Source organism: Mesorhizobium sp. M0601 (assembly GCF_040320845.1).
In the GTDB taxonomy this organism is placed as follows: domain Bacteria; phylum Pseudomonadota; class Alphaproteobacteria; order Rhizobiales; family Rhizobiaceae; genus Mesorhizobium.
The window spans coordinates 39,239-63,832 of record NZ_JAMYQK010000026.1; the positions used below are offsets into that span (position 1 = coordinate 39,239).

Sequence of the window (24,594 nt, forward strand, 5' to 3'; positions counted from 1 at the left end):
ACAATGACAGGCATCACAGCATCCCTTCGTCTGTTCGCCGCGGTGCTGGCAATGTCGCTTGTTGCGGCTCCGGCGTGGACACAACAGCAAGCACCGGCGCTGATCCTCGAGCTCAACGGCGCGCAGCCTTCCGACAAGGGCTGCCGCCTGACCTTCGTGGTCACCAACAATCTCGGCGCCGACCTTTCCAAGGCGGCATTCGAGATCGCATTGTTCAACGAGGCCGGCGTCGTCGACCGGCTGACCGTGCTCGACTTCAAGGAGCTGCCGGCAGGCAAGACCAAGGTGACGCGTTTCGATCTTGCCGGCACGGATTGCGGCAAGGTCAGCCGCGTGTTGATCAACAGCGCCACGGAATGCGCCGGCGCCGAGCCGAATGCCTGCATGCGCGGGCTGAAGACGCAGACCAGGACCGGCATCGCCTTCGGGGTCTGAATTTTGGGACCGGAACCCGCATTCGCGCGAAACGCCGTGGCGTGGCCACTAGCCGGTTTCCTGCCGCCGGAGCCGGACGATCCGGACTTCGCCATCCCGCGCGAGGCGCTGCGTGTTTCGCTGCGCGACAGGCCGGAAGACAGTTACATCGCCGATGCCGACGGCGACTTGCCGACGGTGCCTGCGGAGCCATTGCGGCAGGCACGACAGACGCGGCGGCGCCGCAACTGGACGGTGGCGATCGCCTGCTCTTGCGCATTCCACGTAGCCGTGGCGCTGGCCTTTCTCACGCTGCCGGACGATCGGCCAAGCATCGAAGGTGCCGACCAGCAAGGCGAAATGCTGCTCGGCGCCGACCCGCAGCAGGCGGCCGGCGATGTCGGAGACGATCCGGAAGTGGCCAACGTGACGATGGTGACCATGCTGGACGCCAAGCCGGTCGAAACGCTCGAGGCGCAGGCGGCCGCGGCAGAGGAGACGCTCCAGCCGGTCACCGATGCGGCGGAGACATCGGACAAAGAAGTGGTTGAGCCGGTCAACGAGGCCGCCACGGAAATCGCTGTGCCTGCCGATCGCACCGAGCCAGCACCTGCGCAGCCGGCGCGCCAGGACCCATCGCCCGACGTTCTTGCAACCGACAGGCTGGTGCCTGCCGACGACAATGCCGTGCCGCCGCCAGTCAGCGCGGTCGAAACGGCCGAACCTGCCGAGACGAGTGCGCCGGCACCAGCCGACCCGGCGCCGGCCGAAACGGTTCAGACGACCGAGACAGTCGGCGCGGCGGAAGAACCGAAGCCGGACAGGCCGGAGCCCAAGCAGCCGAAGAAGGCAACCGCAAAGAACAAGCCGGTCAAAAAAGCCGAACCGACTGAAACCGAAAAGCCGCCCCTGCGCAGGAAGGCGGGCAAGGCTGCGGCAAAAGCCGACACCAAGAAGAAAGAAGCCGGCTCCGGCGGCCGTGACGAAACGGATGTCGCGCGCGGCATGGCCGACGGCAGGAAGGACGGCAAGATCCTGACCGCCAGCAGAGGCGGCAAATCAGGCATCGGCAATGCAGCCGTCACGAACTATCCCGGCAAGATCAGGTCAAAACTGGTGCGGGCCTTCAATTCGACACGCACGCGCGCCACCGGCACAGCAACCGTTGCCTTTACCGTCGGCTCGAACGGCAGCGTCCGGTCAGCCAGGCTGACGGGCAGTTCGGGTGTTGCCGCGCTGGACAAAGCCGCACTCGACGCAGTCCGCCGGGCTTCTCCGTTTCCTCCTATTCCGGAAGGAGCCGGTCGCTCGGCTTGGCAGTTCGAAGTGCCGCTCGGTATCAGGTAACGATCGTCCTCATGCGGATACCAAAGTCGGCGCCACCCCTGCCCCGCGATGCGCGAACCCTGGCGAAACCTACGCAGCGGCCAGCAGGCTGGCATTGCCGCCCGCCGCCGTGGTGTCGACGCAGACGGCGCGCTCGTGGGCGTAGGCGGCCGGATAATAGACTTCGCTGATCAGCGGCACGATCGGGCCGGCGCGCTCGGCGATGACCTTGCGCACGATGCGCGCGGCCTCGGGCGTGCCGGAAAAGGCCACGACATCGACCCGCAGCGAGCGCGCTTCGACCGGGTCCGGCCGGCCGTCGATGGCCGCCAGCGGCAGGCCCTTGCCGGTCAGCGCCGACAGCGCTGCCGGCGCGCCGGGTGCGACGGCGAGCACGGCATTGCCGGCGGCCAGCGCCTGGATCGTCTGCGCAAGCAGCGTATCCGCGTCGGGACCGAGGCACAGCACGCGCCCGCGCGGCGACAGCGACAGCGTGTTGGCCTCGCCGGTCGGCCCGGGCAGGTCGACCTGGCCGAAATCGATGGCGGCGGCGGTGCCGATGGCGGCGGCACCCTTGCCGCGCAGATGTTTCCTCAGGATGGCGACACGATCCGGACGCGTCGACCAGCCGCCAAGCGCCGGGTCCGGCAGATTGTCGGCGAGCTCGGTCGCAGTCACCTTGCGGCCTTCGGCAAGATGGGTGCCGGCCTCCGGTCCCTTGCGGAAGCGTCGAAGATAATGTGGGCCGCCGGCCTTCGGCCCGGTGCCGGAAAGGCTCTCGCCGCCGAACGGCTGCGCGCCGACGACGGCGCCGATCTGGTTACGGTTGACGTAGATGTTGCCGGCATGGATGCCATCGACGAAATGCTGGGCGCGGCCTTCGATGCGGGTGTGCAGGCCGAAGGTCAGGCCATAGCCCTTGCGGTTGATCGCCGCGATCACCGCATCAATCTCGTCGGCATCGAAGGTGGCGACATGCAGCACCGGCCCGAACACCTCGCGCTCCAACTCCTCGATGCCCTTGACCCGAAAGACGTGCGGCGCAACGAAGCGGCCGTCCTTCGGCGCTTCGAGCTTGGCGATCAGCCGGCCCTGCAGGCCCATTTTGGTGCAATAGTCACGGATCGACGCTTGCGCCTCGTCATCGATGACCGGACCGACATCGGTCGATATCCGCCACGGGTCGCCGAGGCTGAGCGCTTCCATCGCGCCTTTCAGCATCTCAAGCATCTTCTTCTCGACGTCCTTCTGCACGTAGAGAATGCGCAATGCCGAGCAGCGCTGGCCGGCACTCTGGAAGGCGGAGGCCAGGATGTCGCGCACCGCCTGTTCGGGCAGCGCAGTGGAATCGACAATCATGGCGTTCAGGCCGCCGGTCTCGGCGATCAGCATGGCGTCGGGCGCGGCGGTGTCGGCGAGCTGCTTTTCGATCAGCTTGGCGACCTCGGTCGAGCCGGTGAAGCAGACGCCGGCAATGCGCGGGTCAGCGGTCAGCGGGCCGCCGACCGAGGGGCCGTCGCCGGGCAGAAGCTGGATGACATCCTCCGGCACGCCGGCCTCGCGCAGCAACTGGACAGCGCGGAAGGCGATCAGCGGCGTCTGTTCGGCCGGCTTGGCGATCACCGAATTACCGGTGACGAGTGCCGCCGCGATCTGCCCGGTGAAGATGGCGAGCGGAAAATTCCACGGCGAGATGCAGGCGATGGCGCCGCGCGCCTCGGTGCCCGCCTCGGCATTGGCGGCCTCAGCCGCATAGTAGCGCAGGAAATCGACCGCCTCGCGCACTTCGGCGACGCCGTCGGCGAGCGATTTGCCGGCCTCGCGGGCGGAGAGTGCAAAGAACTCGACGGCGTTTGCTTCGTAGAGATCGGCCGCCCGGTTGAGGATGGCAGCGCGCTCGGCGACCGGCCGTCTTGCCCATGCCGGTTGTGCCTCGACGGCGATGCGCACGGCGGTCTCGACCTGCTTGGCGCCGGCCTCGCTGACCGTGCCGACCACTTCCGAAGGTTTTGCCGGATTGACGACCGGACGCTGCTTGCCGTAGCCGGCCGCGCGGCTGACCGGCTTGGCGTGCCAGCGCTCCGGCCCGGCGAACTCGGCCCTCGCCTTGTCGATCGCAGCCAGCGTCAGCGTGTCGGTGATATCGAAGCCCTTGGAATTGCGCCGGCCTGGACCGAAGATTGCCGACGGCGGCACGATCGCTGGATTGGCGGCGGGACCTTGTTTCTCCACCGTTTCGAGCGGGTCGCGGGCAATGTCCTCGGGCTCGACTTCCTCGTCGGTGAGCTGGTGGACAAAGGAGGAATTGGCGCCGTTTTCGAGCAGCCGGCGGACCAGATAGGCGAGCAGGTCGGAATGAGCACCGACCGGCGCATAGATGCGGCAGCGAGTGCCTTCGGCCCGCCGCACCGTCTCATGCAGCGCCTCGCCCATGCCATGCAGCCGCTGGAATTCGAACGTATCGCGCTCCGTCATCGACAGAATCGCGGCGACGGTGTGGGCGTTGTGGGTGGCAAATTGCGGGTAGATGCGGTCGGTCATCGCCAACAGCTTCTTGGCGCAGGCCAGGTAGGAGACGTCGGTGTTGGCCTTGCGGGTAAAAACCGGATAGCCGTCGAGCCCGAGCGTCTGCGCCCGCTTGATCTCGGTGTCCCAATAGGCACCCTTGACCAGCCGCACCATGATGCTGCGGTCGTATTTCCTCGCCAGCTCGTAGAGCCAGTCGATGACGAAGGCCGCGCGCGGGCCATAGGCCTGCACGACGACGCCAAAACCGTTCCAGCCGGCAAGCTCCGGTTCGGCCAGCACCCGCTCGATGACGTCGAGCGACAAATCGAGGCGGTCGGCTTCCTCGGCGTCGATGTTGAGGCCCATGCGTGAATGGCGCGCCGCCAGCGCCAGCGACAACAGCCGCTCGGCCATGACGGGCAGCATCTTTTCCTTCTGCGTCACTTCATAACGCGGATGCAGCGCAGACAGTTTTACCGAGATGCCGTGGTTCTGGCGGATGTCGGGGCCGTTGGCGCCGGCATCGAGCGAAGAGATGGCATCGGCATATGCCTTGAGGTAGCGCAGCGCGTCGGCCTCGGTGCGGGCCGCCTCGCCCAGCATGTCGAAAGAATAGAGATAGCCCTTCTGCGTCATCGGTCGGCCGCGCCTGACCGCCTCGGCAATGGTGCGGCCGAGCACGAACTGCTCGCCCATTTCGCGCATGGCGGCGGCGACGGCCTTGCGGATGACCGGCTCGCCAAGCCGGCGCACCATGGCGCGCAGCGTGCCTTCGATGCCGCCCTCGCCCTCGTCGAGCACGCGGCCGGTCAGCATCAGCGCCCAGGTCGACGCATTGATGAAGATCGAGCTCGAGCCGCCCGCATGCGCCGACCAGTCGTGCGGCGCGATCTTGTCGGCGATAAGGTCGTCCATCGTCTCGGTGTCTGGCACCCGCAGCAGCGCCTCGGCCAGGCACATCAGCGCCACGCCCTCCTTGGTCGACAGGCCATAGGCGGACAGGAAGACCTCCATCAGCCGCGGATCGGACGAGCCGCGCACCGCCCGCACTAGATCGGCGGCACGCGCCGAAATCGCCTTGCGGTCTTGCGCGGACAGCCCGGCCGCCTCGGCCAGCCGCTTCACCGCCTGGTCTTCGTCGGGCAAATAATTGGCACGGATCTGCTGGCGGATGGTGTCGAGCGCTGGCATGGCGGTCCTGTAGAGCGAGCATAAGGGAGCGGGCCGACGGTCACCGGACCGAACGGCGCAAGCTAACATAAGTAGGGATTGCAGTCGGTCCAAAGAAGTCGACAGAACAGATCGATCGATCTATCATTAGGACTGATCACCTCCAATTCGACCAGGAATTCAGTGACGGAAGACCAATTGGACCGCATCGACAGGAACATCCTGTCGGCTCTGGGCAGCAATGGCCGGCTTTCCATGTCGGAACTGGCGGCGAAAGTCGGTCTGTCGAAGACGCCGGTGCAGGCACGAGTCAAACGGCTGGAGAAGGACGGCTTCATCAGGGGCTACCAGGCAATCATCGACCGTGAGCGCATGGGCGAAGGCCATGTCGCCTTCGTCCAGGTGAAACTGTCCGACACCCGCTCGGCCGCGCTCGACGCCTTCAACCGCGCCGTGCAGGCGGTGCCGGAGATCGAGCAGTGCCACATGATGGCATCGAGCTTCGACTATCTGCTGAAGGTCCGCACTACCGACATCGCCGCCTACCGCCGTGTGCTTGGCGAGCGCATCTCCGCCCTGCCGCACGTTGCCCAGACCTCGACGTTTGTCGCGATGGAGACGGTGAAGGATCGGTAGGAGAGCGCTGTTGTTGTCCCGCCCTCACTCCGCCAGTGTCTTCAAAAACGCCACCAGCGCCGCGCGTTCGCGGTCCGAAAGCTGCAGCGGGTGGATCTCGGATGTGCCCTCGACGCTTGCCGGTGCCTTCGAATAATGCGCCACCACCTCGTCGAGGGAGGAAAACTGCCCGGCGTGCATGTAGGGCGGCCGGGTGGCGGCACCCCGCAGCGACGGCGTCTTGTAGGCGCGGACGAGTTCCGGCCCGGTCTTGACCATGAAGCGCAACTCGCGGCAGGCGCTGGCATCGCCGTCGCGAAAGGCGCCGAAACAGTTGAACGGATCGGCCTCGACCTGCGCCACCGCCTCGACGCGGCCGCGATCCGGTGGCAGGCCCGCGACCGGCGGCACGCCGGTGTTGTGGAAGCTGCCGTCGGTAAAACGCGGGCCGTTGTGGCAGGTCACGCAATTGGCCTTGCCGATGAACAATTTCAGGCCGAGGATTTCCTCCGGCGAAAAGGCGGCGTCGCCTTTCGGCTCGGCGCCCGCAGCCAGGTCGATGGCGAAGCGGTCGAAGCGTGTCTGCGGCGGCGCGATCGAGCGCTCGAAGGCGGCGATCGCCTTGCCGATGTTGGCAAAGACGCGGTTGACCTCCTCGGCTTGACTGGCGGGCATGGCGTTCCAGGCCGCCTTCTCGGCATCGGTGCCGAGCGGGCCGGCATTGGCCGGCACGCCCGAAAGGTCCGGCAGCGGCCCGAAGATGCGCTCGTAGCGCTCGCCGAAGCGGGCCTTGATGTAATGCGCGAAGGCGGCGCGGTTGCCGGCCTGCTCCAGCGGATTTTCGAGCGGTGTCAGCGCTTGCGCCCACAGGCTGTCGCGCCGCCCGTCCCAGAAGAACCAGGAATCATGCGCGACGCCGGCCAACGGCATGGTACGACGGTTGGTGCGGCCGACGGCGACCGCTTGCGGCAAGTCGTCCTGGAATTGGCGGTCGATCTTGTGGCAGGTCGAGCACGATACCGTGCCGTCGCCGCTCATCCCGGTGTCGAAGAACAGCGTCGAGCCGAGTGCCGCGGCGGCCGGCACATCGGCGAAGCGATTGGTGGTGTCGGGCTTCAGCGGCGGCAGCTTGGATAGTGCCAGCGAGGCGATGGTCTGCTTTTCGGCATCGGAAAACTCCGGTCTGCCGCAGCCGGCAAGCAGGGCCACCACCACCAACGCGAGAAGACTGGGAAACTGGCTCATCAGTGGCTCACAGCACCACATTGAAGACGACAGTGTCCGAACCGGCCGCAGCGGAAATGGCAAAATGCAATTGCCACCACCCGCTCATCGTGAATTTGACGCCGTCGATGCGATAGCGCCCCGCGCCGAGGTAATCGGTCGCCTGCGGGCTCGTCGGCAGACCGTGCTTGTGCTGCGGCATGCCGCCGGAAATCGTTATCGCAGCACCTTCCACCGGCGCACCCTCGACGGTTTTGAGCGTGAGCAGCCAGGATTCCAGTTCGCCCTGCCGGATGACGCCTTTCTCGGGCTCGAAAGTCGCCACGAACAGCTTGTTCGCCGTCGTCTTGGAACGGCCGACGTCCGAACTTGGTTGGGGTGCATGCGGCGCCGTCAGATAGACGATTGCCAGCACTCCGGCGAGCAAGGCAGCCAGGCCGAGGCCTCCAAGAAGATAACGCCATAACGATGCCAAACCCATTCCTGTTCTGCGGATAACGTTTCGCTGGGCAGATCGCGTCCCACGCCCCTGTGGGAAATCGAGCCCAGTGCAAGAATCCGCCGTCGCCAAGCATGGCGCTGCCGGCTGCAAAAAGCTACAGCACCGCAATTGCAGGATGGAGGAGTGCTTCATGGCAGGAAACGGCATCGCCTCGATCGGCGAGTGCATGCTCGAGCTTTCGGGCCAGGCCGGGCCGAACTGGCGCATGGGCTTTGCCGGCGACACGTTCAACACGTTATGGGCGCTGCATGCCTTGAGCGGCGAGCGGCCGGCGACCTATGTGTCGGCCTTCGGCGACGACCCGTTCTCGCGCGACCAGATCAAGTTCCTGGCCGAGAGCGGCATCGGCATCGGCGCCAGCCCGGTGATAGCGGGCGCCCGCCCCGGCCTCTATGCGATCACGCTGACCGGCGCCGAACGTTCTTTCACCTATTGGCGGGCCGATGCGGCCGCAAGGCAGTTGGCTTCGGACCCAGCCGCTTTGCAGAAAAGCCTTGAAAACCAGGCGCTTGTCTATTTTTCCGGTATAACTTTGGCAATTCTCGACGAGGCTCCACGCAAGGTACTGCTGACGGCCGTGGCCACGGCGCGCGCGGCCGGCTCGCTGATTGCCTTCGATCCCAATTACCGGCCGCGGCTGTGGCACCGGCGCGAGGACGCGCAGGCCGCGATCCTCGAGGCACTTGCCGTCGCCGACATCGCGCTCCCGACCTTTCCCGACGAGCAGATGCTGTTTGGTGATACGACACCGCAGAAAACAGCCGAACGGCTGCGAAAGCTGGCCGGCGAAGTCGTCGTCAAGAACGGTGAGGAACCGGCGCTGATCGCGCAAAACGGAACCTTGCAATCGGTTCCGGCGGTGCACGTCGCCACCCCGGTCGACACCACCGGCGCCGGCGACTCCTTCAACGGCGCCTACCTCGCCGCCCGCCTTGCCGGCCATGCCCCGGCAGAAGCCGTGCTGCGCGCTCATCGCGTCGCCGCCGCCGTCGTGCAGGTGCGCGGCGCCCTGGCGCCGTTCGAGACGCTCAAGGGTGCGTTCGAGGCACCCGCTATCTGACCTTGATGACGACCTTGCCCTTGGCGCGTCCTGTTTCGACATAGGCCAGGGCGTCATTGGTCGCTTCGAATGGAAAGACCCGATCCACAACCGGGCGGATCGCGCCGGCTTCGATGAGAGCGGTGATTTTGCTCAGCTGATCGCCCTGCGCCCACATGAACAGGAACGAAAACTGCACGCCGCGGCGCTTGGCTTTGGCCCGAATTCCGCGACTCAGGAAGCGCAGCACCAGCCTCAGCATCAAGTTCAGTCCCTTTTCCCTGGCAAATTCGGCATCCGGTGGACCGGAGATGGAGATGAGCTTGCCACCCGGTTTCAGCACCCTCAGGGATTTTTCCAGTGTCTTGGCGTCCTGGCTGTTCAAAACGACATCGTAGCCCGACAGAACTTTCTCGAAGTCGTCTTTCCTGTAGTCGACGACGACATCGGCGCCGAGACTTTTGACCAGATCGGCACTTGCCGCGCTCGCGGTTGTCGCAACGGTCGCGCCGAGGTGCTTGGCCAACTGAATAGCAAATGTCCCGACGCCGCCGGAACCAGCCTGAATGAAGACCTTCTGTCCCTTCTTCAGGTTTGCCCGTTCGATGAGCGTCTGCCAGGCGGTGAGACCGACCAGGGGAATCGACGCCGCCTCTTCCATACTGAGATTCTCGGGCTTCAAGGCTACGTCGGCCTCATTCACGGCAATGAATTCGGCGAATGTCCCAATCCGGCCGTCGCGCGGCCGCGCATAGACCTCGTCGCCGGCCTTGAACTTGCTGACTTGCGATCCTACGCGGATAACCTTCCCAGCCACGTCGTGGCCCAGGATGAAGGGCCGGCGGTAGGGCAGGATGAGCTTGAATTCTCCGGTTTTGACCTTGGAATCGAGCAGGTTCACCCCTGCGGCATGGACCTCGACCAAGACATCGCTGTCCTGGAGCTCCGGCTCCGGCATTTCGGCCAGCCGCAGGGCGCCCTTTTTATTATACTTATCGACAACGAATGCCTTCATGGCAGTTACTTTCCAAGAATGTCTGTTGCTGTTCGGGACGAAACAAGCCGAACGTTTTCAGCTGCATGGCCGCCCTGCGGCAAGGCCTCAGCCTCGAGGAAGGACAGCGCCTTCGGGACAAAACCGGCGTGGTTCTGAAATACCCCGCCATGCCCGGCATCCGGATAGATGACCAGATGCGCCCCCGGGATACGCCCGGCGAGATCGTAGGTATTGCTGCTCGGCACCATCCTGTCCTGGTCGCCATTCGCAACCAAAGTGGGAATGCGGATGGTGCTCAGGTCTTGTGGCGCCTGGAGTCCGTAGGCCTTGATCGCCTTGAGTTGCGCGCCGAACGCGCTCAGCGATATCGCCTTGTCCCGGTTATTCCGGCGCTCTTTCAGCCGTTGCAGAAATGCGTTTGCGGCGCGGCGCCCATTCGGCGTTCTTGTGAAGAAGAGATAGTACTTCGGATCCCGAAAAGTCAGCGCGCCCTTGATCATGTCCACGATCGTCAGCGGCGTCACCTTGTCGATGCCTTGCCCACCGGCCGGCCCCGTGCCAGCCAGGATGAGTTTGCGCACAAGCTTGGGCTCGGTCAGCACAATCTCTTGCGCCACGAAGCCGCCGAGTGAAAAGCCGAAGAGATCGACTTCTTCGAACCCCAGCGCCCGGACAAAGGCGACCGCATCCCGCGCCATGCCGGAAATGGTCGACGGAGTTTTGCCACCCGAAGCACCGATTCCGCGATTGTCGAAGGCAATTACCCGCCGGGTCGCAGCGAGGCCATCGACGATGCGCGGATCAAAATTGTCCAGCTGAGCAGCCAGATGGTTGAGCAGGATCACTGGCACGCCCGTCCTGGGCCCGAGTTCCCTGTACGCAAAAGCTATGCCCCCGACATCGATCGAGAGCGTTGGCGCGTCCTGGAACAATGCCGGTGAACGCGGCGACCGATTGGATCTATGTGTCATGCTTGGCGTCTCCGTTTCGTAGGGCCTGGCCAAATGTGTTGTGGTTGCTAGTCGCATGTGCGTGAAATCCTCTGGCTCGCCGTTGTTCAGACCGGCAGTCGGAACTGCTTGCGCAGGCTCTTGTCGAAAATCCCCGCGGGGGCAAAGCGGCGCAGCAGGCTGACCTGGCGCGCTGCGTTGCCAGCGGTATAGCGCCGTCGCGGGCGGGCATCGGTCGCTGCCTTGACAACCACATCCGCCACCACTTCCGGCCGATCGGCTTTGGGCATCACATCGCCCAGCAGCGCCTTGAGCCCGGCTCGAGCCCGATCGTATTCCTTCAACAGCGAATCCGGCTCGATGCCGTTCTGGTCGAAGACGGTGCGGACGAATGCCGGCTCGATGACGGAAACGCGGACGTTGAAGGCGCGCACCTCGTGGTCGAGCGATTCCGAATAGCCTTCGAGCGCGTGCTTGACCGCCGAGTAATGAGCTGAGTATGGCGCGGGTACCAGTCCCAGAATGGAGCCGATATTGATGATGCGCCCTTCGCCGCGCCGCCGCATCGACGGCAACACCGCATTGGTCATCCGCATGACGCCGAACAGATTGACGTCGAACAGGGCTTGTACCTGTGCGACCGAGGATTCCTCGGCGCCTCCTAGCAGACCGACACCGGCATTGTTGACCAGGAGATCGATCCGGCCGGTCTGCGCGAGCACGTTGGCAACGAGCGCATTGACGGCCGCATCATCGGTCACGTCGCATGCCAGCATGGTCACTCCGCCCGGACCATTACTGGTCTTGCGGCGACTTGTCCCGAAGACAATGAAACCCGCCCGCGCCAAGGCCTCGGCGCTGGCACGGCCGATGCCCGAGGAGGCTCCGGTCACGATTGCGGTCTTTTCAGAATTCCCATTCATTTTGATGTTCCAGGTTCGAGAGGTCTAGCTTATTTCCGCGAATTGAATTATGATCATAATATCAGATTATGAGCATAATGCAATAGCAGGACAGGAAAGAAAGACCATGCGCTACGAAAAGGGCCGAAAAGACGCGTCACGCAGCCGGATCATGGAGGTCGCCGCCGAACGTTTTCGATCTGACGGCATCGCGGCGTCCGGGCTGGCAACCATCATGAGCGACGCCGGGCTGACGAACGGCGCCTTCTATCCGCACTTCCAGTCGAAGGCGGAGCTCGTCCGTGAAAGCGTGGCGGCGGCCTTGGACGCGCAGTCGCATGAAGTGCAGGAAGCATTGGCCGCCGGCGGTCCGGAAATGGCCATAGAGACGTATCTATCGGCCGAGCACCGGGACAATCCTGGAAAGGGTTGCGCTTCGGCCGCGTTGTTGCCGGAAATCGCGCGGCAGCCGCCTGAAACGCGAGCCCTCTATGCCAAGCGCGCTCAATCCCTGGTGCGCCAGATAGCTGAAGCTCTGCCGCAGACGAACGATCCCGAGGGCGCTGCGTTGGGCATGTTTGCAACGCTCATCGGCGCGCTTCAACTCGCGCGCGCAGTGGAAGGAACGGAATTATCGGATCGTATCCTAGCGGCGGGAGCAGCTGCCGCAAAGGCGCTGATCCGGCCGGTTCAAGACGAGGCGGCCTCCTGAGGGCAGCCCGGATTATTCGGCCGGCTCGAATCTGCCTTGCACCAAGACTGTCTCCACCGGCCCAAGCGGATTGATGATCCGGCTCTCCAGGACTTCGATAAGTTTGCGTCCAACACCCGCCATATCCACGGAATGAACTCCGATCTTTGCCGGCAGGAAGCGTGCCAGCCGCGTGCTGTCACGGGTGACGATGTGGACGTCGCGGCCTGGTGTGAGACCCCGCTTGCCGAGAGCGTGCAACGCTCCCAGAAGGCCCAGTTCGTTGGCGCACGCCAAGCCCGTTGGCGGATCTGATGACGCCAGCAAGCGATCGAACCAGCCTGCGCTCGATTCCATGGTGAACATGCCATGACCGATCAACGATGGGTCGATCGGAATGCCAGCCTCGGCCATTGCCCTTCCATACCCGGAAAGACGCGTGGCACTCGCCTGGTCCTCCGGAACGAGAAGTTGCAGCGCAATACGTCGACAGCCCTTATCCATGAGCCGCCGGGTCGCCTCATAGGCAATCTGTTCATTGTCGACATCGACGTAAGGATACGCGATATCCAGGTCGGTTCTTCCAAACGCGACGAACGGCATGCGTTTATCCAGCAGCAGCTTGACGCGCGGATCAGCCGACACCAGGCGCGTGATGACCAGGCCGTCTGCGCTGTGCGCCTGAAGCTGCCGCTGCACACTCTCAACGGGATCGTCGTCGGGAGTGGTGGAATAGATGGACAGACTATAACCGGCTTGCCGCGCCGCCAGCGTCATGCCTTCGATTAAAGGAAGCTTTAATAGATCGGACAGATGGTCTCGTGTTTCCATCGGGAGTACTGCCGTCAGCGTCTGCGTTCGACCGGTTTTGAGCGCGCGACCATGATGATTTGGTAGATAGCCGACCCGCTTGGCCGCCTCCTTGACGCGGGCTATGGTCGAGGGCTGCACCTCCGGCCCATCCTTCAGAGCGCGGGATACCGTGGTCACCGACAGGGAAAGTTCAGCGGCGATCTGCTTTAGATTGGCCATTGTTCGCCCGACTTCATTTGCGAAAGCGCCGGCTGATTTGCTGACCGCCATAACGTTACCGAATTCGACATCCCGGTCAATCCAAACTCCCGCAGGAAGCAGCTTGACTCCGGCGCATTCAGATGTAATCGTAACGTTACGATTACAAAATAATGGCTCTTTCAAGCGATATTCCATAAAAGTTGGGGAGGAGAACCTATGTCCTGGCTACGCATTTCCTTAACAGCATTCGCAATCTCGGCTGCCCTGCCCGTGCATGCGCAGACGGTCACAATCACGACCGCGGGTGGCGACTATGGCAACGCCATGAAGGAGGCCATGTGGGCCCCTGCTGCAAAAGAGCTTGGCTATGATGTCCGCGAGGAGACCCTAAGCGACGGCCTGGCCGCCTTGAAGATGCAGGTCACCTCGGGTGCGGTCACGACCGACGTCATTCACCTGGGCTCACCGGAAGGTGCCCAGGCGGCCGCACAATCGCTGCTGGAGCCACTCGACTACAAGATCATCGATCCGAAATCCGTGCCGGAGGGTGCGAAGTCCGACTACTGCTATCCGTTTGACTCCTATGGCACCGTCATGTCGTGGAACACCAAGACCTATGGCGAGAACCCGCCGAAGACGTGGGCGGAATTCTGGGATGTTGCCAAATTTTCTGGCCGTCGCGCGTTGCGCGCCAATGCGCAAGACTCGATCGAGATCGCGCTTCTCTCCGATGGCGTGGCACCGGCGGACGTCTATTCCGTGCTCAGCACCCCGGAAGGGCTAGAGCGCGCCATCAAGCGGCTTGAAGCGATCAAACCAGATGTCGCCGTGTGGTGGACCTCGGGCGCCCAGTCGGCGCAGTTGCTGAAAGACGGCGAGGCGGATTTGGTCATTACCTGGAACGGACGCGCCCAAACCGTGAAAGCAGATGGCGGCGCGGCTGACTACACGTTCAAGGGTTCGGTCATCGGCACGGACTGTCTTGGGGTGCCGAAGGGAGCGCCGAACAAGGAAGCCGCGATGAAGCTCATCGCAGCGATGACGCGGCCCGCGCGGGTTGCCAAGCTGACCGATTTCATTGCCTACGGCCCAGTCAATCCTGCGGCATATGAGGGTGGCCTTATTCCCGAGGACCGTCTGAAGACCCTTGCGACCGCGCCTGAAAATGCTGGCACTTCGGTGTTTTCCAATTCAGAATGGTGGGTCAAGAATGGCGAGGCTGCCCAAAGAGCCTTCGATGAAATGATGGCTCGCTGACTCTCAGCTCTGACGCATGTCGCGCAAAAATGTGCAGCGCGACAACGACATGCATGAAAACAAGAACCTAAAGCGCGTCGCGTGAAGCCGGTCGAACGCGATGCGCTTCAAGGCTGGAGCACATGATGAAGTCGCTCGCGATCACCATCGAAAGCGTGCACAAGGCTTATGGGTCCTACGTCGCACTGGATGATGTTTCGCTCGACATTCAGGCTGGCGAATTCCTCACGCTGTTAGGACCATCGGGATCGGGCAAGACCACGTTACTCATGGCTCTGGCCGGTTTTGTCCGGCCGGATTCCGGTAAACTTTTCTTGGGCGATCGAGACATCACCCGCCTGCCGCCCAATAAACGAGACATCGGCATAGTATTCCAGAATTACGCCTTGTTTCCCCACATGAATGTCCTGGCGAACGTCGCGTATCCGCTGGTGCTGCGCAAGGTACCGAGAGCGGAGGCGCGTCAGCGGGCGCTTGATACCTTGGCCCGCGTGAAGCTGGATGGTCTGGCGGAGCGCAATATTGCCGCATTATCCGGCGGCCAACGTCAACGGGTGGCATTGGCGCGGGCTATCGTCTTCGAACCGCGCGTGATGTTGATGGACGAGCCGCTGTCGGCGCTCGACAAGAACCTGCGCGAGACCATGCAGTATGAGATCCGGCGTCTGCATGATCATCTACGGATCACCACGATCTATGTAACCCACGACCAGCGCGAAGCGCTGATTATGTCTGACCGGATTGCGGTGATGAATTCTGGCCGCATCCAGCAGATAGATACGCCGCAGCGGATTTATGATCGTCCATCGACCCGCTTCGTCGCGGAGTTCATGGGCGAGGCCAACATTGTGGCCCCGGGCTCGGCGCGCAGAATCGACGGCGCCGAAGCATCACGCGAAACCCTGATGATCCGCGCCGAAAGCTTCCATCTTGATGCGAAGCTCGTCGGGGGAGACGGAGTGGCTCTCGAAGGAATACTGCGCGCCAAAGCGTTCCGCGGCGAGAACTGGCTTTTGACGCTGGCGCTTGACGGCGGGCAAGAGGTTCTTGTCTGCATTCCGGCAGCGCTGGCCGGCGGCTGCGCCGAGCTTGCCGCCGGTCAGCGGATGACCGCATATGCACCAGCAGCGAAGGTTCACGCGATACCGGGAGCGATGGCGTGACCGTCGTCCGGGACCCGGCGCTCGCGGCGGATGCGCGGCGCGAGCGGCGGTTTTTTCTTTCACTTTCGCTCCCGGCGCTGTTCATCGTTGGACTGGCGGCGATACTGCCCATCCTTTGGATCATCCGGCAATCCTTCCTGACCACCGGGGGTGAGTACACCGTCGGCAACTACCAGAAGGTCCTTTCGAGCGGACTGACGTGGTCGGCGCTCGTCACGACCCTCGAACTGTCCTTGGGTACGCTGGCGGGCTGCATTCTCCTCGGCACTCCTCTGGCGCTGGCGCTAGCCAGCGTCAGACCAAGGCTGGCCAACGTGCTCATGGCGTTCGTCATGCTGCCGCTGTGGACCTCTATTCTGGTGCGTACCTATGGTTGGCTCGTGCTCTTGCGGCGCGACGGCCTGATCAACGCGGCTTTGACCGGTTCAGGCCTGACGGCGGAGCCATTGCCGCTGGTCTACAACTTCACGGGAACGCTCATCGGCATGGTGCACTACATGCTGCCACTTTTTCTGCTGCCTGTTTATGCTGCGATGCGCGATATCGACCCAAATCTCATTCGCGCGGCTGCGAGCATGGGAGCCACTCTCAGGCAGGTCATCCGCACAGTCATTATGCCGCTTTCGGCGGGCGGCATCTTCTCGGGTTCGATCATCGTCCTCATCTACGCCATAGGTTTTTTCATCACGCCGGCGGTGCTTGGCGGCGGCAAGGTAAATCCGCTCTCTACCCGGATCGAGCGTACACTATCGACCTTTCAGGACTGGGGGTCGGCAAGCGTCCTGGGCATTCTGCTCCTCGTTCTTATGGCGCTGATCGGTGTGATGTTGCTGGCGGCACGCCGTCTGGTGGCCCAGAACACCGTGGAAGCCTCCCATGCTTGAAGCCTATCCGCAAAACAGGCTCGCCCGCATTTTGCTCTGGAGCTTTGCCGCTCTTGTCATGGCATTTCTGATGCTGCCGACGCTTGTGGTGGTGCCGCTTTCCTTTTCGGCGTCGAATCTCCTCGAGTTTCCGCCGCACGCCTACTCGTTGCGCTGGTACGAGAACTTCTTCGGCTCGGCAACGTGGATGGCCGCGCTGAGAACGAGTTTGATCCTTGGGACGTTGACGGCGTTGATCGCGGTGCCTTTCGCGCTGCTCGCCTGCATTTCAATGAATCGGCTGGGCGGAAAAACCGCTGCGGCCATCCAGAGCGTCCTGCTGACCCCCTCGATCACCCCCGGTATCCTGCTTGCGATCGGTCTCTTCTTTGTGTTGGCCGCACAACATCTGATCGGAACGCTATTCGGTGTGCTGGTCGGACATGTGGTGCTGGCCGTTCCGGTCGCCTGCATTGTGTTGCTACCCGCTCTCGCCCGCTTTGACTGGAACCAGGTTCAGGCGGCGCGCAGCCTCGGTGCAAACTGGGCCAGGTCCATTGGCGGAATCATCGTTCCGCAACTTCGGATCAGCTTGCTGTCAGCGACATTGATGGCGTTCCTGACTTCGCTCGACGAGTCCGTGATTTCGATCTTCATCGCAAGCGGTCGCAACAGCACGATGCCGAAGCTTATGTTCCTGTCGCTGCGCGATCAGATCGATCCGACCATTGCGGCGATCTCGACATTGTGGACCGTCATCGTCGTGGCCGTGGTCCTGATTGTGACCCTTCGCCAAAAATCCTGACCGAGACTGGAAACATGCCCACCAATTACCATGCAGCCGACGATCTGACGGATCATTCGACGGACATCCCTCAGGTAGGGTTGGCCATCATCACCGGGTCGGCAAACTGGGGGCTTGCCTTCCCGGAAGATGTCGAATTCGATGGTGTGCGCACCTTGCGGCGCGACATGAGTTTTGAAACACCTTTCGGTCGCACCGACAACTGGAAGCTGCTCGAGTTCGATGCGTCGATCACAGCGGAAGGGAGAGCAAAACGCGCGCTGTGCATGTATTCGCACGGCAATCCCCGCGACCGTATCGACCATTCCTGCCATCGCCGCGCGTTCTGGGTATTGATGCGGGCGGGTGTACGGCAAGTTCTCGCCTGCTCGACCGTAGGCGCCGTCAACAAGGCGATCCAGCCGGGCGACATGGTGGTGACTGCCGATATCATCGAACTGACGCAGACCCCGTTTTCACTGCTTCCTGACCGCCAGAGCTTTGACTGTTCGGGCAAGCAAATCGTGTGTCCAAGATGTGCGGCGGTTCTGGTCGAAACGGCCCGCCGTCATTGGCCAGCCGAATGCCGCGTTTATGGCATCGAACAGCAGTTGGTGGCTGCCCATTGTTATGGGCCCCGGCTGACAACGCCTGCCGAAGCCTTGGCATATCGTGGCATGGGGGCGGATGTACTCAACCATTCCATCGCCCCTGAGGCGACCTTATCGCGCGAGATCGGCGCGTGTTTCGTGCCTTGCGCGTTCGTGACGGCGGGCTTCAACGACTATATGGATCGCAATCGCCAGAAATTGCTGCAGGAGGACGTGTTGCCCAGTCTCTCCATGACAGCCTCGCGGGTCGCGCTGGAGACCGCCGCGCGACTTCCCGCTGATCCAGAATGCTCCTGTCACGGCTTGAAGTCGCCTCAGCCGAAAGAACGCTCCAGCCGGTTCTGAGACGACCTTGGTGCGCCGGATAGCTGAAGCTCTGCCACCGACCAACAATCCCGAGGGCGCTGCATTGGGCGTGTTTGCGACGTTCGAAACGTTGAGGGCGGCGTTTGAGGATTAGGGTCAAAACTCAATCAGACTGGCTGCCGCCAATGGCCCAGATGGGCGGAACTTGCCGTTTGAATTAGTCGGCGGGAATGAGCACAGAGCGCCATGAGCGGAAGCTTAGCAGGGGTCACGCCAGCGCCCAGTTAGCGCTACGAAGCAGACCTTCAGCCTGTGCCGGAAGCGAGGCCCGGCTTACCAAGTGGCATATCCAGGAAGCGCGTCCCCCTCCTCAGCTAGGCACCGTTTTCGGCTCTACGCTATGCCTGCGCGACGAGCCCCTTCCTTAATCGCAGCGAGGGCCAGAGGATTGGTGACGGGATAGGTTCGGATGAAGTTCTCGACGGTGAACCTTGGAAACTCGACGGCAATCCGCCTGGCGATCGACTGCGCCTGCGCCGACTCTTCGAGCAGCGCGTGGCACAGGGCACGGAACATCAGAGTGACGGGAATATCCGGCGGACTTTGGCACAGCGACGACAGACTGTCGGCATAGCGACCGGCGACGAACCGCGCCCGGGCGAGCTGCGCGTAGTACCAACTCGGAGCCTGCGGATTGAGGCGAAGCGCCCGTTCGGCGAGAGCACAGCCTTCTTCCGGATTTCCACACACGAGAGCTCGGCTTGAGGCGAGCATCGACAGCACATCGGCGTCATTGGGTGCCAGGGCCAGCGCCCGGTCGTATTCCTCTGCGGCCCCGCTGATATCGCCGTCAATGGCGCGGAGAGCGCCCATGTAAAGGCGCGTCATCGGATCGGTAGGGTCGAGCGCCAGAGCCTTTTCCACGCATTCTCGCCAGCGCTCGACCGAAGCGGCTGAATCTGGCGTGAAGGCATTGAAGGCATCGACCGCATGTGCCAATCCCAACGTCATCCAGGCCCGCGCGAAGCCGGGGTCGAGTTCCACGGCGCGGGACAGCATGCGTATGGCTTCTGCCCTCGCATCGGTCGTGAATCTGTCGTGCAGTTCCACCCCGAGTAGATAGCAGTCGTAAGCACCCAGGCTCGAGGGAGGCTTCCGCCGAGCCACCTCACGCCCGAGATTGGCGAGCTTGCCGAAAGTGCCTGCCAGGGCGTTGATAACGTTCTGTGTGATGCTGTCCTGCATGAGAAAAAAATCATCGGTCGACTCGTCGAACCGCGCCGACCAAAGGTTGGCTCCGGTCCGGGTGTCGACCAGCTGCACCGCGACGCGGACACGCTGTCCGATCGCCTGGAGGGTGCCTTCCAGCAGGTAATCGGCGTTCAGTTCCCGTCCAACCGAGCGTGTGTCGCTCGCCCGTCCCCGATAGGACTGCATGGTCTGGCGCGAAATGACCGCAAGGTCGGGATAGCGCGCTAGGTCGCCGATCATGTCGGCCGACAGGCCGTCTGCCAGCCGCGTCCAGCCGTCGTCGGCGCTCAGGTTTTCGAACGGCAAAACCGCAATTACCGGCGGCTTACTGTCGTCGCCGGAAGAAAGGCGTGGTTTGGCACCGACGATCTTGCCCGCAGTAGCGGGGTCGATCAAGACACGGTACACGCGAACCGGTTCGGCGATACTTTTCATTTTCTGCACGCCGAGTGAGGCAAAGCCGATCGGCACCTTTCCCCTCACATGGTCGCAGGCGGTGGCGGAAATCGCGATTCCTCCAGGTTCCGCCAGCCCTTGCAGCCGATCGGCGATGTTCACCGCGTCACCGTGGATGTCGTCACCCTCAACGATAACATCGCCCAGATTGATGCCGATGCGGAAATCAAGCCGCCGTTCTGGCTGCGTGAAAACGTTCACCTCCGCCTTCTGTTGCTGGATTTCGACCGCGCAGCGTAGGGCGTCGACCACACTGTGGAACTCGACCAACATCCCATCTCCCATGGTTTTCACCAGTCGACCATGGTGCGCAGCGATCCTTGGCTTGAATACTTCGTTCAGGTCGGTTCGGAAAAGCGCACGCGTACCCTCGTCGTCGATCTGGCTCAAGCGGCCATAGCCGACGACATCGGCAATCAGGACGGCTGCGAGATGACGTTCCATCCCCCAATCCTTCGCGGATTGTTACCCGCTTTCCAAGCTTACAGCAGGTCGCAGGTTGATGCCATTGCCGCCGCCCCTGAAAGACAGCTTTTCAGGTCTGTGTACTTTGCTGCATGAGAGCCCGAATGTCGGATAAGGGTCAACTTGCGTCGTCAGGGCTCTCGGCGTCAAAGGTCCGAGAGGGTTCGAAGTCGGTCGTTCAGAGTGATTGCGTTTTGACTCCAGAGCGCCGCGCCTCAAAGGACGCTATAACACTTTGAATTTTGCATGATCCTTTCCGAACCGGAGGTCAGCGCAGCAAAACCATGCCGGTTTCCGGGGGTCATGCCCTAAGGCAGCCTGAACCGGTATTCGGTCACGTGATGATAGATCTGGCCCGGCCACAGCGTGGCTTGCGGGAAATACGGCCGGTTCGGCGCATCCGGCCAGATTTGCGGCTCCAGGCAGAAGCCTGAAAACGCCTTGTACTGGCGTCCGCCCAGTCCAGGCGAGGACGGTGCCAGATACTGGCCGGTATAGAGCTGGACACCCGGCTCGGTCGTCCAGAGCTCCATCTCGACGCCGGAATTCGCGCCTTGCGTCCATGATGCCTGCTTCAGCGGCCCGCGCGTCGAGGCGAGGCAGAAATTCTGGTCGTAGGGGAGTTGCTCGCCCTCGGTCTCCATGCGCAGCGGCCGCGCCTGGCGAAAATCGAAGGGGGTGCCGTCGACCGGCTTGACCGTGCCTGTCGGGATCAGATCCGCGTCGACCGGCAGATAGGCGCCGGCATTCAGCATCAGCCGGTGGTCGAGAATGTCGCCGGTGCCGCCATCATCCAGGTTGAAATAGGAATGCTGCGTGAGGTTGCAGAGCGTCGGCTCCTCGCAGGTGGCGGTCAGTTCGACGCTGAGCGTGCCGGGGATCTTCAGCCGGTAGGTGCAGGTCACGTCGAGCGCGCCGGGAAAGCCCATCATGCCGTCGGGGTCGTGTAGGGTCAGCGTTACAAAATCCCTGCCATGCAGCGAAACCGCCCAGGCACGGCGCGAAAAACCTTGCGAACCGCCATGCAGCGTGTGCTTTTCGAGGAAATTGCGCTTGGTCTGGTAGCGTTTGCCGGCAAGCGTGAAGCGGCCGTCGCGGATACGGTTGGCATAGCGCCCGACGACAGTGCCGAAGAAGGCGGTATCCGTCTCATAGTGCTCGAAACTATCATAGCCGAGCACCAATGGCGCCTCGTGCCCGGCCAGGTGCAGATCCTGGATGATCGCACCCAGGCCGATGATGTTGGCGGTGAGGCCGCCGCCACGAATGGTGAAACGGCGGACTTCCTCGCCCGCCTGCGTCGTTCCGAAAACCTCGCCGTCTTTCATCGCCATGCTCGCAAGTTCGTTGCTCGACGCCAGCCTGGCCTTTTCCGAAGCGGCTCAGGGTCTTTTTCGGTATTACCGCATGAGGCTTCTAGAGACCAAGTCCGCCGATGCAGACATATTTGGTGTCGAGATAATCCTCGATGCCCTGATGGCCGCCTTCCTTGCCGAGGCCCGATTCCTTGACGCCGCCGAACGGCGCTTCAGGGGTGGTGATGAGCCCTTCATTGACGCCGACCATGCCGTATTTGAGCCCTTCCATGACCCGGAAGGCGCGGCCGAGATCGCCGGTGTAGAAGTAGCAGGCCAGCCCGAACTCGGTGTCGTTGGCGAGTGCCACGGCCTCTTCCTCGGTTTCGAACTTGAATACCGGCGCCACCGGGCCGAAGATTTCTTCCTTCATGAAGCGCATCTTCGGCGTCGCATTGGCGATCACCGTCGGCTGGAAGAACGAGCCGCCGAGCGCGTGGCGCTTGCCGCCGGCGACGACCTTGCCGCCTTTGGCGGTAGCGTCGGCAATCAGCTCCTCGACCTTCTCCACCGCCTTTTCGTCGATCAGCGGTCCCTGCTGGACGCCTTCCTCGAGGCCGGAACCGACCTTCAGCCCGTTGCTCGCAGCAGCCAGCTTTTCGACGAACTGGTCATAGATGCCGGCCTGCACCAGGAAGCGGTTGGTGCAGACGCAGGTCTGGCCGGAATTGCGGTACTTGGCGGTGATGGCGCCAGCGACGGCCCGCTCGATGTCGGCGTCGTCGAAGACGATGAACGGCGCATTGCCACCGAGCTCCATCGACACTTTCTTGACGGTCACCGACGACTTCTGGATCAGGATCTTGCCGACCTCGGTCGAGCCGGTGAAGGTGATCTTCTTGACCAGCGGGTTGGCACAGATCTCGTCGCCGATCTCACCGGCAGCGCCGGTCAGGATATTGATCACGCCTTTGGGGAAGCCGACTTCCTCGGCAAGCGCGCCCCAGGCAAGGCCGGAGTAAGGCGTCTGCGACGCCGGCTTGACCACGGCGGTACAGCCGGCGGCAAGTGCTGGGCCGAGCTTGCGGGCCAGCATCGAGGATGGGAAATTCCATGGCGTGATGGCGGCAATGACGCCGACCGGCTCCTTGGTCACAAGGATGCGGCGGTCGGCCCAGGGTGACGGCACGACATCGCCATACGTGCGGCGGCCCTCTTCGGCGAACCACAATATGTAGGACGCGGCCGAGCCGATCTCGCCCTTCGACTCGAACAGCGACTTGCCCTGCTCGATGGTCAGCAATTCGGCCAATACGTCCTGATTGTCCATCATCGCGTCGTGCAGCTTGCGCAACAGCTTCGAGCGTTCGAGCGCGGTGGTCTTGCGCCATGTCTGGAAGGCCGCGTCGGCGGCTTCGATGGCGCGGCGGGTCTCGGCCTTGCCCGACTTCGGCACGGTGCCGATCTTGAGACCGGTGGCAGGATTGTTGACGTCGACCGTCTGGCCTGAATCGGCCTGCACCCATTCGCCATTGATGAGATTGGCCTGCCGCATGAAATGGCTGGTTTTCTGAAGCATGATCTCGCCTCCGTTCGGCACCTGGCGGGCCGGTCGCTGATTTCGTGAATGGACGTGCGCGATAGCATCGCTAGAGCCACTGCTCTTAGCCCAGGGCAAGCCCCGCAAGCAATCACAAGATGGCATATAGGGTTTGGGCCAGCCAAAGCGAGAGGCGATGCAGCCGGGTTCTTATCCAAAAACCCGGGTTCTTATCCAAAAACCCGAGTTCTTATCCAAAAACATGGACGACCACTGTCAGCCAAAACGCAGTGGTCACGACCGCACAGGCGGTGGCGATCGTCATCTGGTTCGACGCCAGCGCCTGGCCGGTGTTGAACTGCACGGCGATGAGATAGGAATTGATGCCGGACGGCAACGCCGCAACCATGACCGCCACCTTGGCCGTCAATGGCGGCAGGCCGATCAGCCAGACCAGGCCGAGAACCAGCGCCGGCATTAGGAACAGTTTCAGCGCCGACAGCGCCAGCGCCGGCCTTACATTGCCAGAAATGCCGAAACGGCGCAGGCTGAGCCCCATGGCGAACAGCGCCACCGGGGCGGCCGTGCCGGCCAGCGCGTCGCTCAGCCGCGTCGCAAGCACCGGCAGCGGCGCACCGGTGAAGCGCCACGCCAGCCCGGCCAGTATGCCGATGATCAGCGGATTGATGAATACCCGCCTGAGAAAGCTCCTGACGACGCGGAGCGGATGCACAGGTTCGCTGCCGCCGCGGCCGAACATCTCGAACAGGATGATCGAGGCCATCATCATCACCGGCAGGTGAATGGAGACGAGCAGTGACAGCACTTCGAACCCGGCCGGCCCGAACACGCCGATGATGAAGGGCGCGCCGAGCAGGACAACGTTGGAGTAGGACGACGACACGCCGCCGACGACGCCGGCGCGCGCGTCCCGCCCGAAGATGCGCGTTATGACCAGATGGCCGGCAGCCCAGGTAAGCGCGACCGCCGCGAAATAAGCGCCCCATAGCGACCACGGCGCCACGCCGTGGAAATCAGCCTTTACCATGGTCTGGAACAGCAAAAGCGGCATTGCCACGTTGATGGCGAATTCGGATACGCCCTCGCCGCTCGCCGGCTTCAAATAGCTGGTCAACCCGGCAAGATAGCCGAGCCCGACAAGACTGAAAACGAAGAGGACGGTTTCGGTAAGCGGAGACATTTTTCCCGTGATAGGCGAGGCTCGGCGGCGGCGCAATCGCCCTTCCCTCG

At 62.8% G+C, this 24,594-nt stretch carries 21 protein-coding genes; 10 read left to right on the plus strand and 11 right to left on the minus strand.

Annotated elements, in window-relative coordinates:
- Window positions 1-3 precede the first annotated feature (3 nt).
- Both NKI41_RS21615 and NKI41_RS21620 read left to right on the plus strand, forming a co-directional pair.
- Window positions 4-435: a hypothetical protein gene (locus NKI41_RS21615; RefSeq protein WP_352470344.1), complete on the plus strand. Its 432-nt coding sequence runs from the start codon at window positions 4-6 to the stop codon at window positions 433-435.
- A 36-nt stretch (window positions 436-471) separates the two neighbouring features.
- A complete protein-coding gene (locus tag NKI41_RS21620; RefSeq protein ID WP_352685078.1) occupies window positions 472-1,761 on the plus strand; it encodes an energy transducer TonB family protein in 1,290 nt (429 codons plus the stop codon).
- A gap of 69 nt (window positions 1,762-1,830) precedes the next feature.
- On the opposite strand, the gene putA is transcribed toward NKI41_RS21620, so the two are convergent.
- Window positions 1,831-5,439 (minus strand): bifunctional proline dehydrogenase/L-glutamate gamma-semialdehyde dehydrogenase PutA, encoded by a 3,609-nt coding sequence (gene putA / locus NKI41_RS21625; protein ID WP_352685081.1) that lies wholly within the window; start codon window positions 5,437-5,439, stop codon window positions 1,831-1,833.
- Between the two features lie 162 nt (window positions 5,440-5,601).
- On the opposite strand from putA, the gene NKI41_RS21630 reads away from it, so the two are divergent.
- Complete coding sequence (locus tag NKI41_RS21630) at window positions 5,602-6,054, plus strand: Lrp/AsnC family transcriptional regulator (protein ID WP_023676441.1); 453 nt, start codon at window positions 5,602-5,604, stop codon at window positions 6,052-6,054.
- Between the two features lie 24 nt (window positions 6,055-6,078).
- Here the strand turns inward: NKI41_RS21630 and NKI41_RS21635 are convergent, their stop codons facing one another.
- Window positions 6,079-7,278, minus strand: a complete 1,200-nt coding sequence (locus tag NKI41_RS21635) for a cytochrome-c peroxidase (protein WP_352685083.1) — start codon at window positions 7,276-7,278, stop codon at window positions 6,079-6,081.
- 7 nt (window positions 7,279-7,285) lie between these two features.
- Window positions 7,286-7,732 carry a FixH family protein gene (locus NKI41_RS21640; RefSeq protein WP_352470464.1) on the minus strand — a complete coding sequence of 149 codons (447 nt, stop codon included), beginning with the start codon at window positions 7,730-7,732 and terminating at the stop codon, window positions 7,286-7,288.
- Between the two features lie 157 nt (window positions 7,733-7,889).
- Between NKI41_RS21640 and NKI41_RS21645 the strand changes: the two genes are divergently transcribed.
- Window positions 7,890-8,819, plus strand: coding sequence for a sugar kinase (locus NKI41_RS21645; RefSeq protein WP_352685085.1), 930 nt, complete (start codon window positions 7,890-7,892; stop codon window positions 8,817-8,819).
- Here the strand turns inward: NKI41_RS21645 and NKI41_RS21650 are convergent.
- The 3 genes from NKI41_RS21650 to NKI41_RS21660 all read right to left on the minus strand — a co-directional run bounded on the left by NKI41_RS21650 (window position 8,812) and on the right by NKI41_RS21660 (window position 11,668).
- Window positions 8,812-9,813 carry an NADP-dependent oxidoreductase gene (locus NKI41_RS21650; RefSeq protein ID WP_352685087.1) on the minus strand — a complete coding sequence of 334 codons (1,002 nt, stop codon included), beginning with the start codon at window positions 9,811-9,813 and terminating at the stop codon, window positions 8,812-8,814. The two genes, NKI41_RS21645 and NKI41_RS21650, sit on opposite strands and share 8 nt — an antisense overlap.
- 5 nt (window positions 9,814-9,818) lie before the next feature.
- Window positions 9,819-10,766, minus strand: coding sequence for an alpha/beta fold hydrolase (locus tag NKI41_RS21655; RefSeq protein ID WP_352685090.1), 948 nt, complete (start codon window positions 10,764-10,766; stop codon window positions 9,819-9,821).
- Between the two features lie 86 nt (window positions 10,767-10,852).
- Window positions 10,853-11,668, minus strand: a complete 816-nt coding sequence (locus tag NKI41_RS21660) for an oxidoreductase (protein ID WP_352685092.1) — start codon at window positions 11,666-11,668, stop codon at window positions 10,853-10,855.
- Between the two features lie 106 nt (window positions 11,669-11,774).
- Here NKI41_RS21660 and NKI41_RS21665 point away from each other — a divergent pair, with 106 nt between their 5' ends.
- On the plus strand, window positions 11,775-12,359 hold the full coding sequence (locus NKI41_RS21665; RefSeq protein WP_352685094.1) for a TetR/AcrR family transcriptional regulator: 585 nt from the start codon (window positions 11,775-11,777) through the stop codon (window positions 12,357-12,359).
- 12 nt (window positions 12,360-12,371) lie between these two features.
- On the opposite strand, the gene NKI41_RS21670 is transcribed toward NKI41_RS21665, so the two are convergent.
- Window positions 12,372-13,421 carry a LacI family DNA-binding transcriptional regulator gene (locus NKI41_RS21670; protein WP_352470336.1) on the minus strand — a complete coding sequence of 350 codons (1,050 nt, stop codon included), beginning with the start codon at window positions 13,419-13,421 and terminating at the stop codon, window positions 12,372-12,374.
- A 147-nt stretch (window positions 13,422-13,568) separates the two neighbouring features.
- Here NKI41_RS21670 and NKI41_RS21675 point away from each other — a divergent pair, with 147 nt between their 5' ends.
- From NKI41_RS21675 to NKI41_RS21695, 5 genes are all read left to right on the plus strand, one after another.
- Window positions 13,569-14,609: an ABC transporter substrate-binding protein gene (locus NKI41_RS21675; RefSeq protein ID WP_352685097.1), complete on the plus strand. Its 1,041-nt coding sequence runs from the start codon at window positions 13,569-13,571 to the stop codon at window positions 14,607-14,609.
- A 125-nt stretch (window positions 14,610-14,734) separates the two neighbouring features.
- Window positions 14,735-15,772 (plus strand): ABC transporter ATP-binding protein, encoded by a 1,038-nt coding sequence (locus NKI41_RS21680; RefSeq protein ID WP_352454570.1) that lies wholly within the window; start codon window positions 14,735-14,737, stop codon window positions 15,770-15,772.
- Window positions 15,769-16,656 (plus strand): ABC transporter permease, encoded by an 888-nt coding sequence (locus NKI41_RS21685; protein WP_352454571.1) that lies wholly within the window; start codon window positions 15,769-15,771, stop codon window positions 16,654-16,656. Before NKI41_RS21680 ends, NKI41_RS21685 begins: the two co-directional genes overlap by 4 nt.
- Entirely contained in the window at window positions 16,649-17,440 is a 792-nt protein-coding gene (locus NKI41_RS21690) for an ABC transporter permease (RefSeq protein WP_352624600.1), read from the plus strand. Before NKI41_RS21685 ends, NKI41_RS21690 begins: the two co-directional genes overlap by 8 nt.
- A 14-nt stretch (window positions 17,441-17,454) precedes the next feature.
- Entirely contained in the window at window positions 17,455-18,375 is a 921-nt protein-coding gene (locus NKI41_RS21695) for a phosphorylase family protein (protein ID WP_023676454.1), read from the plus strand.
- A 354-nt stretch (window positions 18,376-18,729) separates the two neighbouring features.
- Here NKI41_RS21695 and NKI41_RS21700 read toward each other — a convergent pair whose 3' ends face one another.
- The 4 genes from NKI41_RS21700 to NKI41_RS21715 form a co-directional block, all read right to left on the minus strand.
- Window positions 18,730-20,487: an adenylate/guanylate cyclase domain-containing protein gene (locus tag NKI41_RS21700; RefSeq protein ID WP_352685100.1), complete on the minus strand. Its 1,758-nt coding sequence runs from the start codon at window positions 20,485-20,487 to the stop codon at window positions 18,730-18,732.
- Between the two features lie 329 nt (window positions 20,488-20,816).
- Complete coding sequence (locus NKI41_RS21705) at window positions 20,817-21,842, minus strand: aldose epimerase family protein (RefSeq protein ID WP_352685102.1); 1,026 nt, start codon at window positions 21,840-21,842, stop codon at window positions 20,817-20,819.
- Window positions 21,843-21,924: 82 nt separating this feature from the next.
- A complete protein-coding gene (locus tag NKI41_RS21710; protein WP_352685105.1) occupies window positions 21,925-23,382 on the minus strand; it encodes an NAD-dependent succinate-semialdehyde dehydrogenase in 1,458 nt (485 codons plus the stop codon).
- A gap of 211 nt (window positions 23,383-23,593) precedes the next feature.
- Window positions 23,594-24,544, minus strand: a complete 951-nt coding sequence (locus NKI41_RS21715; RefSeq protein WP_352685107.1) for an AEC family transporter — start codon at window positions 24,542-24,544, stop codon at window positions 23,594-23,596.
- Window positions 24,545-24,594: the final 50 nt, after the last annotated feature.

Excerpts from the sequence above, each read along its gene's own strand:
- NKI41_RS21700 (WP_352685100.1), bottom strand. The coding sequence starts at position 20,487 with ATGGAACGTCATCTCGCAGCCGTCCTGATTGCCGATGTCGTCGGCTAT.
- NKI41_RS21710 (WP_352685105.1), bottom strand. The coding sequence starts at position 23,382 with ATGCTTCAGAAAACCAGCCATTTCATGCGGCAGGCCAATCTCATCAAT.
- NKI41_RS21650 (WP_352685087.1), bottom strand. The coding sequence starts at position 9,813 with ATGAAGGCATTCGTTGTCGATAAGTATAATAAAAAGGGCGCCCTGCGG.
- NKI41_RS21665 (WP_352685094.1), top strand. The coding sequence starts at position 11,775 with ATGCGCTACGAAAAGGGCCGAAAAGACGCGTCACGCAGCCGGATCATG.
- NKI41_RS21615 (WP_352470344.1), top strand. The coding sequence starts at position 4 with ATGACAGGCATCACAGCATCCCTTCGTCTGTTCGCCGCGGTGCTGGCA.
- NKI41_RS21705 (WP_352685102.1), bottom strand. The coding sequence starts at position 21,842 with ATGGCGATGAAAGACGGCGAGGTTTTCGGAACGACGCAGGCGGGCGAG.
- NKI41_RS21715 (WP_352685107.1), bottom strand. The coding sequence starts at position 24,544 with ATGTCTCCGCTTACCGAAACCGTCCTCTTCGTTTTCAGTCTTGTCGGG.
- NKI41_RS21645 (WP_352685085.1), top strand. The coding sequence starts at position 7,890 with ATGGCAGGAAACGGCATCGCCTCGATCGGCGAGTGCATGCTCGAGCTT.
- NKI41_RS21670 (WP_352470336.1), bottom strand. The coding sequence starts at position 13,421 with ATGGCGGTCAGCAAATCAGCCGGCGCTTTCGCAAATGAAGTCGGGCGA.
- NKI41_RS21690 (WP_352624600.1), top strand. The coding sequence starts at position 16,649 with ATGCTTGAAGCCTATCCGCAAAACAGGCTCGCCCGCATTTTGCTCTGG.
- NKI41_RS21660 (WP_352685092.1), bottom strand. The coding sequence starts at position 11,668 with ATGAATGGGAATTCTGAAAAGACCGCAATCGTGACCGGAGCCTCCTCG.
- NKI41_RS21695 (WP_023676454.1), top strand. The coding sequence starts at position 17,455 with ATGCCCACCAATTACCATGCAGCCGACGATCTGACGGATCATTCGACG.
- NKI41_RS21680 (WP_352454570.1), top strand. The coding sequence starts at position 14,735 with ATGAAGTCGCTCGCGATCACCATCGAAAGCGTGCACAAGGCTTATGGG.
- NKI41_RS21675 (WP_352685097.1), top strand. The coding sequence starts at position 13,569 with ATGTCCTGGCTACGCATTTCCTTAACAGCATTCGCAATCTCGGCTGCC.
- NKI41_RS21655 (WP_352685090.1), bottom strand. The coding sequence starts at position 10,766 with ATGACACATAGATCCAATCGGTCGCCGCGTTCACCGGCATTGTTCCAG.
- putA (WP_352685081.1), bottom strand. The coding sequence starts at position 5,439 with ATGCCAGCGCTCGACACCATCCGCCAGCAGATCCGTGCCAATTATTTG.
- NKI41_RS21635 (WP_352685083.1), bottom strand. The coding sequence starts at position 7,278 with ATGAGCCAGTTTCCCAGTCTTCTCGCGTTGGTGGTGGTGGCCCTGCTT.